Raw genomic sequence first — 16784 nt, forward strand, 5'->3', positions numbered from 1 at the left:
CACTAAAAGTCACAACATGATTTGTAAAGTAAAAATAGAAAACCAATTGTAATATAAAGAAAAAATACAAAATACGTTCAGTTTATCTAACAAAAACATCGTCCAACCCGGCCAAAAGCGAGGTAAGTAATAATCGCTTCAGTCATTTAACTTTCATTCGAGCATTATTAATGTTCGAATTGTTTTTTGAGCGTTTTAGAAAGAGTGATTATTAGTCATGTAAACATGCCGCTAATAGATAAGTAATAGGCAATTTACCTTGACTAACATATAGTTTGATAGTCAAATAAAATGACTATCAAACTATATGGCGTTAATTTATATGTCTAGCCGATCCTTGTCCCATCTAAAACATTCACACCAGTTTACGTCTCACAATACTCAAGGAGAAAAACGTACTATTTACGTACTTATTCTCACTGTTGCGGCTATGTTTGCTGAAATTATCTCTGGTAACCTTTTTGGGTCCATGGCTTTACTTGCTGATGGATGGCATATGGGTACTCATGCGGCGGCTTTTTGTATCACTTTATTTACCTACCGTTATGCCAAACGTAACGCTCATAATGAGCGTTTTTGTTTCGGGACAGGAAAAGTGAGTGTGCTTGGTGGGTTCAGTAGCGCTATTGCTCTGGGTATTGTGGCGTTAATGATGCTTTTTGATTCCGTGGTTCGTTTATTTTCACCTCAAGATATTCGTTTTGATGAAGCAATTTTGGTTGCGATTGTTGGGTTAATTGTTAATTTTATCAGCATGTTGCTTCTTCATAGCGATAGTTCACATAACGATTGTCTGCATAAAGATAGTTCACACAAGCATAACCATGGTCATAATCATAATCACAAGCACAGCCACCAAGACCACAATTTGAGGGCTGCTTATATGCATGTTTTGGCCGATACTCTCACCTCTGTTTTGGCAATTGTTGCCCTAATAGTAGGCAAATATGTGGGTTGGAATTGGCTAGATGCAGTAATGGGAATGGTGGGAGCCATCGTGATAACTAAATGGGCAATAGGCCTACTGCAACAAACAAGCCCAATACTGTTAGATAACTCTATCGACAAAGAATACCAACAGGCCATTATTGCTACATTGGCACCGTACGCCGACATTATAGACTTACATATTTGGAAAGTGAGCGCTGATCATTATGCTGCAAGCCTTATACTATGCTCGCAAAAGAGTAAAACTATCGATGACTATAGGCAAATGCTGTCTAATTTTGATAGGATTAATCACCTCACTGTAGAACTACATAATGTTAAATCTGAATGAATGAACTGACTGCGCTGAATCGATTACTCACCGAGTTTTACGACAAAATGTCATCATGGGAACAATCTGTGGTGAAAGACACTGGATACTCTTTGGCTCAAGTTCACACCATCGAAGTTTTAGGTAGCCACGGGCCTTTACGTATGAAAGAGCTCGCGGAAAAATTGGGAATAACAACAGGAACCTTAACCGTTCAGGTTGATAAGTTGGTGATGGCAGGCATGATTGATCGTTGTGCACACCCTGATGACCGACGTGCTATCGTCGTCAAATTAACTAAGGATGGAGATAAGCTGCATGCGCAGCATAACCAATTACATCTTGATTTGGTGCGTGATTTAACTCGTGATATTACGTCGACTGATGAAAAGGTGCTTATTGAATGCCTAGAAAAAATAAACCGAGAATTTTAACTCTTTGAATCAAAGTGATTAGTGCAAGTGAATAGATCTTAAACTAGTCACTTGCAAGCTTATCCATTTCCGTTTACCGATTAGGCATCTATAAATTAAACAGCGGCAACAACCGAAATTTCAACCAGCAGTTCTTCTCTGGCCATTTGTGCTTGAACACAAGCTCTAGCGGGTGCGTGTCCTTCTGGTACCCAGTTATCCCAAACCGCATTCATTTCTGCAAAATCATCCATACTTTTTACGTAGATAGTGGCCGATAAAAGTTTTTCTCGACAAGAACCAACACTTGCCAATAGTTCATCCACCTTCTCAAGCATGGTTTCTGTTTGGTGCTTAATACCTTGCGTGGAATCTTTTGCTACCTGGCCACAAAAATAAACGGTGCCGTTATGGATCACTGCTCGACTCATTCGTTGCTTGGTTTCTTTTCTTTCAATCATTTTTATCTCTATTTTTATTTATAGCGAACAGCCAACAGTGTAAAGAAAATAGACCAAAAAAACAGATTAAATAGCCCAATGTTGTTTGCGTTGTAGTATCGGAGCATGGCTAAACCACCAGTAAATCGATTGCTCTCGCGACTTCAACAGAATTAGTTATTAAATACCCTCCAAACTAACAATCCATAAAAAAATAAGACTTACGTCACAAGTAAGCCACTTTATAAGCATTAATATTGCTAATAGAAGCATCAATAAACTCAACATATTTAGTAATTAAAAAAAAGCATGTCGCTTTTTGTCGCTTAACTTGGAGATATCAACATGGCTACCCCACACATAAACGCTCAACCCGGTGACTTTGCAGAGACAGTATTAATGCCTGGTGATCCTCTTCGAGCCAAATACATTGCTGAAACTTTCTTAGAGGATGTAAAGCAAGTATGCGACGTTCGTAATATGTTCGGTTACACCGGGACCTATAAAGGTAAAAAAGTATCGGTAATGGGACACGGAATGGGCATACCTTCATGCTGTATTTATGTTCATGAACTTATCGCAGAATTTGGTGTGAAAAATGTCATTCGAGTCGGTAGCTGTGGCGCAGTACGTGATGATGTAAACCTAATGGATGTCGTCATTGGTATGGGTGCGTCAACAGATTCTAAAGTTAACCGTATCCGCTTCAATGACCATGATTTTGCTGCTATTGCTGATTACGGTTTATTAGAGGAAGCCGTTAAGCAAGCTCGTATTCAAGATGTTCAAGTAAAAGTAGGTAACGTATTTTCGGCTGACTTGTTCTATACACCTGAAGCGGACATTTTCCAAAAAATGGAAAAACTCGGTATCTTAGGTGTCGATATGGAAGCGGCGGGAATTTACGGTGTTGCTGCGGATCTTAACGCTAAAGCACTGACCATTCTTACTGTCTCTGATCATATTATTCGTGGCGAAAAGCTAAGCTCAGACGATCGTCAAAAATCTTTCAACGAAATGATGACGGTTGCACTTGAAACTGCAGTTAATCTTTAGTTTGCCATTACTAGTATCGGTAATAATTCACTATCAGTATCGGTGAATCTGCCGCTACTTTATTGCTGACCATATTAATTGGGTGCCATGTTAATCGTTTACCACGTTAACCGTTTACCACGTTAATAGGTAACGATGTTATATGGATACCCATACGATGTTTTAAGGGGGCGATCGTGTCGAACGACAAACTACCTAAGGATGCGAATGGTTTACAACTCAACTTTTGTAAAACATTGGCGTGTGATAACTTTGGATTGAGCAATGCAGAACGGTATGTTTTGCAACACGTAAACCCTAAGCGTCCTATGATGGTCTGTCGGGAGTGTGGTTCTTTCCCCCCCTTACTTAACAATCAAGATGTGCTCAATGAACTCAAGCGATTACGTACGGTTCATAACGACGGTCTTGCTGCTTGCCGCCATGCCGAGTGCGAAAATTTTGGTAAGTCGGTCCATACCAATAAAAATCTATACCACTCTTTTGGTTACAGTGGTGATCGACAACGTTATCGCTGCAAGGGTTGTCATTCAACTTTTGTGGATAAGTGGTCGGGCAATAATGCCAAGCTCTCATTTCAAGAAAGTGTTCTTGGGCTGCTATTTACTGGTTTTTCAGTCAAAGATATTTGCCGAAAATTGCAAGTAAACCCAAAGACTTTTTATGATCATGTCAATCATATTGCCAGTCGATGCCGTCGCAAGTTAGCTATGTTTGATGCCCGATGGGTCAATCATGCACAACACTACCAATTAGCCTCTCACTTTATGCCTCTTCAACCGCAAAGTCATAATGGCGTATTATGGTTTGCAACCGGTGAAGCAGAATCGGGCTATATTCTTTCTCAACATATTAACTACTCTGCCGACGACGAACCTTGTGGTCCCGTTGATCATGATCCGTATGCAAGCCCTGCCCGTTATATATCAAGAGAATATGCAGCAGAAGCCAATGTTAGTATAGAAGTGACATCGCAAGATCTACTCAAACGCATTGACGAAAAATATCAGGTCATACTGACACGCAGCAATGTGGAAGATCCAATGGGTAATATGGCGCAATTTAATTATCCATCCAAAGGCGCATTAATACGGCCACCTTACACCTCTTATGCGCACTTTATGCAAATATTTGATCTATGTGATCACAGCAAACCTATGTCCATTTATCTTCCTCAAGATCCAATATTACGTTCTGCTGCTTTATCACTTTGTTCCTCGACAGTTAAGCGCCGAGACATAGATTTGATTTACGTTGAAGAAGATCCTAGTTGGGATAAAAACCTGATGATTGATAAAGTTGATATTGTCCATATGGGCTGGTGGAAAGACCGTTGGGCGATATCAACACAAGAAAATGCCAGCAAAGGGATCTGCTACTTGGCAGGAGAGAATCCATCGCCTCAAACTTGGATCAATAAAGCGAGTATAAGAAAGACTGCATTTTACCAAGACCGCTTCCAACTCATCTTTGATAGTTTTATTAATGAACCTCGGCGAAAATTAAGGCCAGCGGGTATACTCCCGATGTTGGATATATTCAGAGCATGGCATAATTTATGTTACCAAGATAAAGATGGTAAAACGCCGGCACAAGAATTGGCCATTACAGACCAACCATTAACGCTAAAGCAGCTGCTTTCTTAACAAGACAAAATCTTGCCCAGTCTTAGCGGTATACTGTGAAGCAGTGCAAAGTTTAATTAGAAAGACAAATCATTTATTGCATTTTAATTAGTGATTATTTCCAAAGTATCCATATAATGTGTACGTTGTTTATGTCGTTCACATCATGGATTTAGCCTTGAATAGAGCTCACTCAGTATTAGAAAATGAAATTGACCAGCTTTCTTCTCGACTAGAAAGTGAGCCTAATGTCGTTTTACGTTTAGCCAAAGATGCGCTAACTAAAATGGATCAAGTGATCTACCCTGAAGGAGGGATCAAGGCTTCCATCCTAATTTCTCGTTGTCATTGGTACCTAAGAGATTACACCCAGGGCCTAAAAACCATTCGAGATGCTCACGCCCGATTAAATAAGTTGGACACCGATCAGTTCTTACCCGAAATTTTGCATGTACACGCATTGCAGTTCTGGGGCCAATCTAAATATTATTCTGCTCAACAATTTTGGATTAATGCGCTTGAACAAGCTGCATTAGTAGGCGAAACCGTTATTGAAATTGAAAGCTTAATTGGTTTAGGTAACGTTTGGCGCATAACTCATGAACATAAACTGGCGATGTCAACTCACGCACTTGCTGTCAATGTAGCTAATAATGCTCGCATTAATTCGTTAGAAGGACGAGCCAGAATTCTATTGGCAAGAGACTTCTATCTACTTAACAACTACATTGAAATGCTTTCAGTGTTGGACGCAGCCGAAGAAGTACTCAAACATAATAGTAATGCCACATGGAAAGCTGAAATTTGGGAATATAGAGGCCTGGCACTACTCGGCTTAGAAAGAGTAAAAAATGCCGAGGAAGCCACGCTAAAAGCGTACGACTTGGCAATGAAGCACAATCTATATTGGCTGCAAACTCAAGCGTATATCAACCGAGCTAGACTTGAACTTATTCGCGATAATATCAGCCAAGCAAAAACACTACTCAGCAATGCAGAACAAGCAGCCAAGCAGTTTCATAATGAAGACTTACTGGCGCAAATTTGTTTCCAACAATCAGTCGTCTCTGAAAAACAAGGCGATTTTGAAGGCGCTTTAGATTCCTTTCAAAATTATCGAAAATATTCCGTTAAGTTATTGAAAGATCAAACCAATCGACTTGGCCTAGATAAAGCGAGAACGTCGAAACGACAGCTGGATAATCGTGCCAGAAAATTAATTAACCGCATCCGACGCCAAGTTGAGTTTCACCATGGTGACAAAGGCTATTCCATTCTTGTTTCTGAAACTTATTGGTGGGAACAGATGGTGTTGTTTAAGAGTGAACTAAAAGCCTCCACTCACGCTGTTATACTGATCCAACATCAAGATAATGCTTATCTTGATGTCTGCCTTGAGATTGCACAGTGCTTATGTAACCGTAATGATCTTATTGCGCGATTGAGTGAAGATAGAATCGGGATGTTAATTGCCGAACGAGGCAAACAAGCAGACGAACTGTTTGATTTTTTCAAGCAAACTTTGCACAACTATCCATGGAAAAGACGCGGCTTGACAGGAAAAATACCGGTAATCGTGTTACACAATATATTGTCGTTTCCATTCACGTTAGAACAACTCGAAGAACAAGAACAAATGGACAGTGAGCATGGATAAGCTGCTAAGTAAAGTATCAGATGCTGGGCTCGATCCTTCTTCGGTTACAGGAGAGGAAGCGATTATTTTGTGGGATCATGTACGCAATCATGTCGCCGTTTCTCAAAAAGAAAAAGCTCTTTGTTTTTTAATTAGCGCAGAATATAGAAGCATACTTAACCAACATAGGCAAAGTATCTCTGAACTGAAAAGTGCTCAAAATTTATTATCTTTGCCAAATGATGTTGAAGAGATCATCACCATAAAAACGAGCTTGAGCGAACGATTGGTTGATGCCGGCTTATACGATGAGGCACTAAAAGAGTTTGTTGAACTTTCATCTTTGGCGGTAGAGTACAGCTCTATTGATGAGTATGCGGTCGCTGTGTTGGGTATGGGTAACCTTTGTGATGCTTATGGCGATCATGCTAAAGCACTGCGTTATTACCAAAAAATAGCCAGTATTGACCACGCGATCAGTAGCCGTGCGCTAAGGCTGCGCTGCAAAATAAAACTGGTCGCATGTTATATTTCACTTAATCGTATTTCATCGGCGAATGAACTACTGCAAGAATGTGAAGAACTGAGCATTTTGGTTAGTGACAAAGAGCTTGCTGGGCAAATTATACTCTATCAAGCCAAGTTACTGAGCCATCGTAATGAGCATCATCTTGCCCTTGTTACTTTAGCTAAAGCACATTACCTAATACACCGTTCCCAATCACATTGGCTAGCCAGCATGCTTCGCTTAGAGCAAGCACATAATCTGACTGAACTTGGCAAAGTAGATTACGCCAATATTGTGCTGACAAGCACCACCAAGAAAATACAACAAACTTCTTCACCGTTACTTTTACAACAACTGTACGATTCAATGAGCCATGTGTTTCGCAATCAGGCTAAATTTAAAAAAGCGTTAACCTTTGAAAAATTAGGCTATCGCGTCTCAACCGATGTTATTAAAAGTATCCCTATTACTGATCTTGGCAACCATCAGCTGAAACGTTTATCCCGCTTTGAGTTACAACTAAAACTGATTATGTCGGAGCAAGAAAATAAGGAATTGAAAGAAACCACGGAAAATCAAAAAAATGCGGTGGCAAAGCTACAACAAGATGTATTTACCGATCCCTTAACATCTTTACATAATCGCCGTTGGTTAGATGTGAAGTTGAAAGATCTGCTGTTACACGACACCCCTTTCGCCTTCCTCATTATTGATATTGACCATTTCAAGTCAATTAACGATGAACTCAGCCATTTGATTGGTGATAAAGCCATTGCTTGTGTCTCTGCTGAACTAAAATCCTATTTTAAGTTTAGAGGCGCTTCTTGTGTTCGTTTTGGTGGAGAAGAGTTTCTGGTCATATTAGAACACGCCACTATTGAAAGAGCAGAGATGCATGCCGAACAATACCGTGAACGCATCTATAATTATAACTGGCAATCAATATTGGGTGAACGAGGGTTAACCGTCAGTGTCGGGGTCACTCTGCATCGCGATAAAGAAAATACTCAAAGGACCTTTTACCGTGCTGACAAAGCACTGTATAGAGCCAAAGCCAACGGTCGAAATCGAGTCTATATAGAAGCATAAGTGATCAGCTTACTGTCGTTAAGCTGTTCACTCTTTATCAAAACTATCAACCACAATCGCTCCCATTGAAGCTGGCATAGTAATCACAATAATGCGTTTTACCGCCACCCATGGGTCGGTAGAAAATGGCAGTTTATCAATACAAAATAGTACTAACGTTACTACCAAGGCCGCCATTAAGTATGCCACCACAATTCGAAATAAAAACACCCCTTTTCTACTTAGAACATCTCTTTGAAAAACACTTTCATAAGTGTATAGCGCCAGAAACGTCATTGATAAAATAAATAACATTAATAGATTGGTGATTGGAAGAACTTCGCCTAATCGCCAAGCTTCTTCTGAAAAAGAGACGGGCACAGCCAGTGCAAAAGCACCGACGAAAATTTGGCTCGCATCCTCAAGATTAAAGTTGAACTTCATTGATTCTCTCTCCGATATTTAAAAGCCTCAATGAAAAAACAGTGGGCAATAGATTAGGTGCGATTAGATAATAAAACACCAACAATAGTTAAGGCGAGTCCAGATACAATGGCAATGGATAAAGGCTCATTGAAGATAGGCACCGCAAGCAAAGCTGTCAAGCCAGGCGAGATCGAACCTATAATCGATGAACGCGCTGAGCCTAATTGACTCACAGCATAAGAAAAACCAATAGTTGCCAACACTCCCACCCCAACACCTTGAATCAATATAAAGGGTAACGCCTCATCAATACTAAAGGAACCAAAATTTGATGGGACGACACCAGACAAAACCAATCCTAGAGTAATAAAAAACGAGGCATAAGAAAGAATAATAGCGATAGACAAAGTACTCAGCGCGACACGCTTTAAGCCAATGGTGTAGCCAGCCCATACCACTGCCGCACAAAACAAATACAAGATGCCAGTGAGCATATCGTCAGAAATTCGGCCAGTGCGCCCTTCGATCATAACAACAACGCCCACCAGAATAAGAGATAAAGTTAACGCTCTTTTCAACGAAATTTTTTGCCGGTAAACCACATAGGATAACGCTGCAACAAACAAAGGCGAAGTGCCCGCTAATATGGTACCAACATAAACGGTGGGTGCTGTTTTTGCGCCAATAGCGGCCAAAAATAGAAATGGAACACCACCTAAAACAATGAACAACACTTCGGAGGTTTTTACCTTTTTTATCTCGTTAAAGTGATGTGGAATCAATGGTATAAGCAATAGTAAAGGTACAAAAAATCGGATTAATGCTACATCGGCAATGGTTAACGGAGACCGACCTATCGCTCGAGTGGTGAGAGCAAAACCTGACCATATAAATAACACCATTATCATGGTCATATATCCCTTTGTTAATGGCGATATAGAGTGTCCACTGGTCTTACTCATCACTGATTGCATAGCCTTATCCATGGCAATTAATTCCTATTATTCATTGTCGACTATAGAATTATCCATTAAATTGAGCGCATTAAATCAGCGATAATTGATATGAAAGTTGATATTATTAGTGGATATCGCCAATAATATTGAAAATATTAACGTTAAATTGCAAAGGATAGGCAATGAATAGAATTGATCGGCATATACTTGAAATCATTCAAAAAGAAGGCCGGCTGTCTACAGCAGAGTTATCTGAACGAGTTGGTTTATCGCCTTCTCCCTGTGCAAGGCGTTTAAAACGACTAGAGGACGAAGGGTTCATTGAAGGCTATCAAGCCACACTAAGTAAGGAACGACTCGGTATATCGATGACTTTTTTTGTTGAAGTGAGTCTCAATAACCATCAAGAAGAATCGATTATAAACTTTGAACAAGCTCTTTCCCATTGGCCTGAAGTAATCAATGGGCATATTGTTTCTGGTGGATATGATTATTTGTTAGAAGTGGTGAGTGCCGATTTGGCTGGCTATGAAGCATTTACCAGAAAGCTGCACAAACTCACCAGTGTAAAAGATATTCATACCCACTTATCGGTAAGAGATGTGATTACCAAAAATTCATTACCTATCTTTATTAAATAACTAGACCGCCTATAACCTACCTTATAGGTTGCAGGTATAGGCGGCCTGTTAAACTTATCTTACTGATTTTCTTTATAGTTATCGAGCATATATAATGCCGTCATCAAGTCCAAATGAGCGCCACCACCATTTTTGAACACGGTTATCTCTTGCGCCGACTGGCGGCCTTTTGCGCCATTACAGAGTTGGTAAAAATCAGCCACAATATCCTCTTCGGTAATGGTGCCATTCTTAATCGGAATCGCGAGTTCACCAATATCATGAATAGCGGTTTCTCTCGCATCCACAAAAATGTTGGCTTTAGTTAACAATGAATCATCTGCTTCTCGCATATCAGGACGATACGCACCAATCAAATCGATATGCGTTCCTGGTTTGATCCAGTCTCCCATAATGACAGGTGATGTAGACATAGTGGAACAAGAAACAATGTCTGCGTTGGCTAAAGACGTTGCTAAATCTTTAACCGCTATTGCGCCCTTCTCTTGCGCTAATTTTTGTGCTTTCTCAAACGTTCGATTCCATATCTGAACCTTTTCTATTTGAGGAAATAGCGCTCGAAATGCATCAATGACCGAGGAAGCAACCGCGCCAGCACCAACCACCGTTAATATTTTACTATCTGGCCTTGCTAGAAGCTTCGCGCCAAAAGCAGAATCACCGGCGGTTTTCCATTTGGTTACTAGATTGCCATCAATAAAAGCAAGTGGGACACCAGACTGATCATCAAACAGCGTAAAAACCGCATGCACACTGGGCATACTCGGGCTACATTTTGCATTACCTGGAAAAACAGTGGCAGTTTTAACACCAATCCCCCGGCCTTTAAGCCATGCAGCACGACTCAATAACGCATTATCGCCATGCTTAAATAAAATATCATCGATATCAGCTCTTTCCAGCTGATGACCTGCACGAAATGCATCACAAAGATCTCGCCATGATAAACGCTGCTCTATGTCTTGTGCGGTAATAAATCCAACCATCTTAACCAAAAACCTTTTTGTTAAAGAAAAAATAAAGAAATACCAAGTAACGCTAAAAAGGTGCCAAAGATACTTTTTTTGGTAATCAACTCCCCTTTCCAGGCGTAAATAATGAGAATAAATAACGGGCTGGTCGCAATCAGTGTTTGTGCTACAGCTGGATTAGCATGTTTCAGCGCAACCTGTTGTAACCATAATGCTAAAAATGTCCCAACAAAAATTGCAGCCAAAAGCCATTTTTTATCTTGACCAGATAAACAAATCATCTTGCTAAACATTGACTTAAACGGTTTATTCTCGGTAAAACCAATAACTACCATGACAACAATAACACCAATACTCAAGCGAATAAGTGCGCCTAGCAATGGTGGAATATCGCCCGCTACTAAAGCGTAATGAGAAATAACCACCCCTGTAGCTTGGCAAACACTGGCAAGTAAGCCATAACCGATACCAGACATTGAAGTGGGTTGATTGTTCACATTAGGTTGAAACACTACAAAAGTAACCGCAATAGTTGTAACCACAACACCTAACCAACTTTGGCTACTTAATGTACTCCCTAAAGCCACTAACGCTAAAACTCCCGACAATGGAGGGGCAAGAGACTCTAACAACAAGGTTTTGTTGGCGCCGATGCGTTTTAATGCCGAGAAATAAGCACTATCACCGATTGCAATCCCAATAACCCCTGAAGCCGCCAGAACATAAATATGACTTGGATTCAAATTCAATTCCGGCATGGGTAAAACAGGCAGCACAATCAACATCATCATCGAGGCCGTCACACCTTTAACAATATTCATCTGCATGGCACTGAATTGATGACTAAATTGGCTATAGATCCACGTCGCAACAGCCCATACCAGTGCAGCACATATTGCCGCTATTTCTCCTATATATTGCAATTTATTTCCTTATTATTCGAAAAACTAATCTATTATGATAGTTACGTATGTTTTATAACCTATTACTGGTTTACTTTTGTCTGTTAAACTAAAAACATACGGTTAAATGACCACACGTAGTTAAAGAATCTTTACTGTAAAACTGTATATTTATCAGACTATATGTTTATTAAGACTATATGTTTATGAAAAAAAGTGAATCTACACATTGACTAATACAAGGAATAACCAATGCTAGAGTATGTCGCACTAGTGACGCTAATATGTGTTGTTTTGATTGTCTTCTATGGAATTATCGTTATTCACGATATTCCTTATGAAATAGCCAAAGAACGTAACCATCCTCACCAAGATGCCATTCATGTATCCGGTTGGGTAAGTCTATTTACCCTTCATGCTCTATGGCCATTCCTATGGATATGGGCGACGCTATGGCGCGATGATAGAGGTTGGGGGTTTACTAAATTGGCCAATGAACAACACGATTTAGAACACAAAATAACCCATTTAACCGAACAAATCTCTCATCTTCAAACTGAAGTTAAGCAGTTAAAAGAAAAAGAAAACCGTTCAACACCTCTCTCCCCTCAACAGGCGACTACTGCCACTGACGAGGAGAAATAGAATCAATGGAAACGTTATTAATACTAACTTATACCGCATTTTGTATTGCTATATTCAAAATTTTTCGGATACCTAAAAATAAGTGGACCATTCCAACCGCTGTTCTTGGCGGCGTAGTTATTGTTGGCTCGATGGTTTTAGCGATGAACTTTAATCACCCGTACACATCCATTGGCGGGCAAATATTCAGTACAACACCAATCGTACCGAGTGTGCGAGGAAAGGTAATTGAAGTAAACGTTGTACCTAACCAACCGCTCAAAAAAGGCGATATTTTATTCAAGATAGATCCAACACCTTTTCAAGCTGATGTAATCAACAAACAGGCACAATTAGCGGCAGCGGAACAAAATGTGTTGCAACTAGAATCTATTTACCGTGGCGCACAAGCGGCAAGTCTACAAGCCGAAGCGCAACGAGATAAATTAGAACGAGAATACCAACGCTATCAATCTGGTTATAAAAAAGGCGCATTCACAACTCAACAAGTTGATACCCGTCGCCAATCTTATTTAGCCGCTGAAGCCGCCGTAGCGGCAGCCAAAGCCAATGAGAACCAAACCAAGTTAGCGTTTGAATCACAAATAAACGGTGTCAATACCAATGTCGCAAGAGCAAGCGCGGATTTGGAACAAGCTCAATTTAAACTGGATGAAACCGTTGTTCATGCGCCAACCGATGGTTATGTTTCTCAACTGGCATTGAGACCCGGCATGATGGCAGTACCTTTACCATTGGCACCAGCTATGACTTTTGTCCATTCGGAAGAAAGGTATTACATTGGCGCATTTAGACAAAACTCCTCTCAACGGTTAAAGCCTGGATACGAAGCTGACTTTATCTTTAGAGCGTTACCAGGCAAAGTATTTACTGGGGAGGTAATAGAGACTCTACCTGCAATTGCTGAAGGGCAGTTCCAAGCAAGAGGAACACTATTGGGAACCAGTGCGATAAATACTCAAGGACGTTTGATGGTGAAGCTTAAAATTAATGATGATATGTCGCAATATGGACTTCCTCTTGGTAGCGCAGCAGAAATCGCCGTTTATTCAGATCATTTAGAGCATGTTTCGTTAATGCGAAAAATGTTAATACGGATGAAAAGTTGGCAGAACTATTTGTATTTAGATCATTAAGCTGGTTTTTTCCTCATAGGGTGCGTTAACAAAAACACCACACAAGGTTCAAACAGTAATATTATTGTTTGAACCTTGTTGATCAATACAGAGTTCTCGCCAATTTCGTTCGTTGTTCACCTATTTATACGTAAAGAAATAAAATTATTGGCACGTAAAGAAATAAAACTGCTAACACATAAAAACATAAAGCTGATGGCACAGAAATCAAACTGGTTCGAAATCAAAAAAAACATATATCAAAGTCGTAATGCATAAATATTATGCATATCTGAACACACCAAGTTTTCAACAATGAGAACTTTTTTAGCCAAATCGATTGTTTTTGCTAAATTTTAGTAAACAAACAAGAAAATTTTAAATAAATTCGCTAACATTATAACTAACAATGATTATATGATTTTCTAGGCAACTTGGTTTACTAATGATTAAAGAAGATTTCCATAAAGCAGCTGAAATATTAAGAGCTGCCGTACCCTTGATGATTAAGAATCAGGTACCAACAACGCCTCCAAATTATGCATTGTGGTATACGTATGTAGAACAATCTCAACCGAAGCTTAATGATGAACTGGATGGTATCATTTCTGAATATGGCTTATGTTTACCTAGCCATAATGAAGATCTTTATCAAACCTATATTGCAGGAAAAACCGAATCTGATGTTAGTGAATTAAAATGCAATCTCGAAATTCTGGCTAACGAAATATTTCTTTCCATGCAAGATACTCTTCAAGACACCAGTACCTTCGAAAAATCAATAGAAAAGAGTTTCTCAAATCTAGATAAAATCGACAATGAAGGCCTTACATTTGATGAATTGTTAACGTTAGTGCGCAACTTCGTCAAAGAATCAAAAACCATAAAAAACTCCACCAGCTACTTTAACGATCAACTAAGTTCTGCAAGTACCGAAATATCGACTCTAAAGGAAAAACTAGAACGAGTACAAAAAGATGCATTACGTGATAGCTTGTCTGGGCTATTAAACCGAGGCGCTTTTGATAAGGATATTTCGGCTTATTGTTCTTCAGGACAGTCCTATCCACTATGCTTAATCTTGATCGATATCGATAATTTTAAACACTTAAATGATGATTATGGGCATATATTTGGCGACATGGTTATTAAAGCGATAGCCAAAAGACTGCAAAATAATTGTCGTGACGGCATTGCAGCCTATCGTTATGGAGGCGAAGAATTCGCCATACTTGTGCCTAACAAACCGCTACGAATTGCTCGCCAGTTTGCAGAGGCAGTACGACGTTCTGTAGAAAAGATGACCATTAAAGATAAACGGTCGGGCCAACAAGTAAAAAATATATCGGCCTCTTTTGGTGTGGCTGAATTTACTGAAGGCGAAAACCCTATTTCGTTAATTGATAGTGCAGATCAGCAATTGTATAAAGCAAAAAACTTGGGCAAGAATAGAGTTATGCCTATATAGTAAATTTAATCTATCTGCCCAGAAGAAGATTTTCCTCACATATCAAAACATTTTTTTCTCATTAACTGTTGTTATTCGTCAAGTTAACAAATTGTTAACTGACGTTTCTCTAGTATTGTCTACACTATCACCAATTTATTTTATGTTGGAGATAGCAAGTCGATGAAATGGAATCGCCCCTTTTTAATTCTACTTTTTTTACTGTGTTCTTTTTCTGCTTACGCATCCGATCCTTCAAATCCCATTATTACTGGATTAACCACGTCCACAGTTGGGTATGCCGCCCTGATTATATTTGCCTTAGCTTACTGTCTTGTGATGGCAGAAGAGTATCTGCAATTAAGAAAATCCAAGCCGGTATTATTAGCCGCAGGCCTAATATGGATAATGATTGGTTATGTTTATCAACAACATGGGCAGATTGATATCGCCAAACAAGCCATTGAGCACAACCTATTAGAATATGCAGAATTACTGTTGTTTTTACTGGTCGCCATGACTTATATCAGTGCTATGGAAGAGAGACGAATATTCGATGTATTAAGATCGTGGATGTTAAGTAAAGGGTTTAATTTAAGAACCCTTTTCTGGTTAACAGGCGTTCTGGCATTTTTCATCTCCCCTATCGCTGATAACTTAACCACAGCGTTATTAATGTGTGCCGTGATAATGAAAGTAGGAGGCAATAATACCAAGTTCATTAATATCGCCTGTATCAATATTGTCATTGCAGCCAACGCTGGTGGCGCGTTTAGTCCATTTGGTGACATTACCACCTTGATGGTATGGCAAGCAGGGTTAGTGTCATTCAGTCAGTTTTTAAGCCTATTTATTCCTTCTGTTGCCAATTATTTGGTACCCGCTATTGTGATGTCCTTTTTCGTTCCTAAACAACAACCTGAATCGATTCAGGAGTATGTAGAAATGAAACGAGGAGGCAAACGCATTATAGGGCTGTTTTTATTAACCATATTAACGGCAGTCGGCTTTCATGGCATTTTACACTTCCCTCCCGTTATCGGCATGATGATGGGCCTCGCTTATCTACAATTTTTTGGCTATTTCTTACGTAAAACCTTACCTAAATCTATCGCACTCAAAAAAGCCAAAGCACTTGCAGCACATGATGAAGCCGCATTAAAAAGAATAGGCTCGATTGTTCCTTTTGACGTGTTTAGTCGCGTTTCACATGCCGAGTGGGATACTTTGCTATTTTTCTACGGTGTTGTGATGAGTGTTGGGGGATTAAGCTTACTCGGTTACTTAGGCGTAGTATCTGACCTAATGTACACCCAATGGGACCCAGTACTGGCCAACGTTGTTGTCGGATTTCTTTCTGCCATAGTAGATAACATACCCGTTATGTTTGCTGTTCTTTCTATGCAACCCGATATGTCTTTAGGTAACTGGTTACTGGTCACACTGACTGCTGGCGTTGGTGGCAGTATGCTTTCTATTGGTTCTGCTGCAGGCGTGGCACTAATGGGAGCGGCTCATGGTAAATATACATTTTTTGGCCATTTAAAATGGACACCAATAATTACCGTGGGATACGCGGTGAGTATTGGGTTACACTTATTGATTAATAGTGCCAGTTTTTAAGGATGCTAACTAACCTGAACCCTAGGTAGTGACAGTTATGTCCTAAAAATTGGC

The 16784-nt window shown here is 39.8% G+C and carries 16 protein-coding genes; 11 read left to right on the forward strand and 5 right to left on the reverse strand.

Translation table 11 applies throughout. From position 1 onward, the window contains the following. Positions 1-322: 322 nt before the first annotated feature. Together dmeF and ACLKML_RS04665 are read left to right on the forward strand one after the other, a co-directional pair. The gene (dmeF, locus tag ACLKML_RS04660; RefSeq protein ID WP_413282562.1) at positions 323-1279 is read left to right on the forward strand and encodes a CDF family Co(II)/Ni(II) efflux transporter DmeF; all 957 of its coding nucleotides are present in this window, start codon (positions 323-325) and stop codon (positions 1277-1279) included. Next, complete coding sequence (locus tag ACLKML_RS04665; RefSeq protein ID WP_413282563.1) at positions 1276-1692, forward strand: MarR family winged helix-turn-helix transcriptional regulator; 417 nt, start codon at positions 1276-1278, stop codon at positions 1690-1692. The genes dmeF and ACLKML_RS04665 overlap by 4 nt, the downstream gene beginning before the upstream one ends. Before the next feature lie 95 nt (positions 1693-1787). Here the strand turns inward: ACLKML_RS04665 and ACLKML_RS04670 are convergent, their stop codons facing one another. Next, a complete protein-coding gene (locus ACLKML_RS04670) occupies positions 1788-2132 on the reverse strand; it encodes a RidA family protein (protein WP_413282564.1) in 345 nt (114 codons plus the stop codon). Positions 2133-2456: 324 nt separating this feature from the next. Between ACLKML_RS04670 and deoD the strand changes: the two genes are divergently transcribed. From deoD to ACLKML_RS04690, 4 genes are all read left to right on the forward strand, one after another. Further along, the gene (gene deoD, locus ACLKML_RS04675) at positions 2457-3167 is read left to right on the forward strand and encodes a purine-nucleoside phosphorylase (protein ID WP_413282565.1); all 711 of its coding nucleotides are present in this window, start codon (positions 2457-2459) and stop codon (positions 3165-3167) included. A 176-nt stretch (positions 3168-3343) separates the two neighbouring features. Further along, a complete protein-coding gene (locus ACLKML_RS04680) occupies positions 3344-4813 on the forward strand; it encodes a transposase (RefSeq protein WP_413282566.1) in 1470 nt (489 codons plus the stop codon). A gap of 157 nt (positions 4814-4970) precedes the next feature. After that, positions 4971-6449 carry a hypothetical protein gene (locus ACLKML_RS04685; protein ID WP_413282567.1) on the forward strand — a complete coding sequence of 493 codons (1479 nt, stop codon included), beginning with the start codon at positions 4971-4973 and terminating at the stop codon, positions 6447-6449. Then, entirely contained in the window at positions 6442-8025 is a 1584-nt protein-coding gene (locus tag ACLKML_RS04690) for a diguanylate cyclase (RefSeq protein ID WP_413282568.1), read from the forward strand. Before ACLKML_RS04685 ends, ACLKML_RS04690 begins: the two co-directional genes overlap by 8 nt. Before the next feature lie 27 nt (positions 8026-8052). Here the strand turns inward: ACLKML_RS04690 and ACLKML_RS04695 are convergent, their stop codons facing one another. Both ACLKML_RS04695 and ACLKML_RS04700 read right to left on the reverse strand, forming a co-directional pair. After that, positions 8053-8448, reverse strand: coding sequence for a DUF2391 family protein (locus ACLKML_RS04695; RefSeq protein WP_413282569.1), 396 nt, complete (start codon positions 8446-8448; stop codon positions 8053-8055). Between the two features lie 53 nt (positions 8449-8501). Then, positions 8502-9416 carry a DMT family transporter gene (locus ACLKML_RS04700; protein ID WP_413282570.1) on the reverse strand — a complete coding sequence of 305 codons (915 nt, stop codon included), beginning with the start codon at positions 9414-9416 and terminating at the stop codon, positions 8502-8504. 152 nt (positions 9417-9568) lie between these two features. Here ACLKML_RS04700 and ACLKML_RS04705 point away from each other — a divergent pair, with 152 nt between their 5' ends. Then, positions 9569-10027, forward strand: coding sequence for an Lrp/AsnC family transcriptional regulator (locus ACLKML_RS04705; protein ID WP_413282571.1), 459 nt, complete (start codon positions 9569-9571; stop codon positions 10025-10027). 59 nt (positions 10028-10086) lie between these two features. Here ACLKML_RS04705 and ACLKML_RS04710 read toward each other — a convergent pair whose 3' ends face one another. Both ACLKML_RS04710 and ACLKML_RS04715 read right to left on the reverse strand, forming a co-directional pair. Then, positions 10087-11013 carry an ornithine cyclodeaminase family protein gene (locus tag ACLKML_RS04710; RefSeq protein ID WP_413282572.1) on the reverse strand — a complete coding sequence of 309 codons (927 nt, stop codon included), beginning with the start codon at positions 11011-11013 and terminating at the stop codon, positions 10087-10089. Positions 11014-11033: 20 nt separating this feature from the next. After that, positions 11034-11921: a DMT family transporter gene (locus ACLKML_RS04715; RefSeq protein ID WP_413282573.1), complete on the reverse strand. Its 888-nt coding sequence runs from the start codon at positions 11919-11921 to the stop codon at positions 11034-11036. Positions 11922-12152: 231 nt separating this feature from the next. On the opposite strand from ACLKML_RS04715, the gene ACLKML_RS04720 reads away from it, so the two are divergent. The 4 genes from ACLKML_RS04720 (at position 12153) to nhaD (ending at position 16730) form a co-directional block, all read left to right on the forward strand. Next, positions 12153-12545, forward strand: coding sequence for a DUF3302 domain-containing protein (locus ACLKML_RS04720; RefSeq protein WP_317717310.1), 393 nt, complete (start codon positions 12153-12155; stop codon positions 12543-12545). A 5-nt stretch (positions 12546-12550) separates the two neighbouring features. Next, a complete protein-coding gene (locus tag ACLKML_RS04725) occupies positions 12551-13681 on the forward strand; it encodes an HlyD family secretion protein (protein ID WP_317717309.1) in 1131 nt (376 codons plus the stop codon). A 424-nt stretch (positions 13682-14105) separates the two neighbouring features. Continuing rightward, complete coding sequence (locus ACLKML_RS04730; RefSeq protein WP_413282574.1) at positions 14106-15128, forward strand: GGDEF domain-containing protein; 1023 nt, start codon at positions 14106-14108, stop codon at positions 15126-15128. Positions 15129-15290: 162 nt separating this feature from the next. Then, on the forward strand, positions 15291-16730 hold the full coding sequence (gene nhaD / locus ACLKML_RS04735) for a sodium:proton antiporter NhaD (protein ID WP_413282575.1): 1440 nt from the start codon (positions 15291-15293) through the stop codon (positions 16728-16730). Positions 16731-16784: the final 54 nt, after the last annotated feature.

The organism is Vibrio sp. MA40-2 (assembly GCF_047302445.1).
In the GTDB taxonomy this organism is placed as follows: Bacteria; Pseudomonadota; Gammaproteobacteria; order Enterobacterales; family Vibrionaceae; genus Vibrio.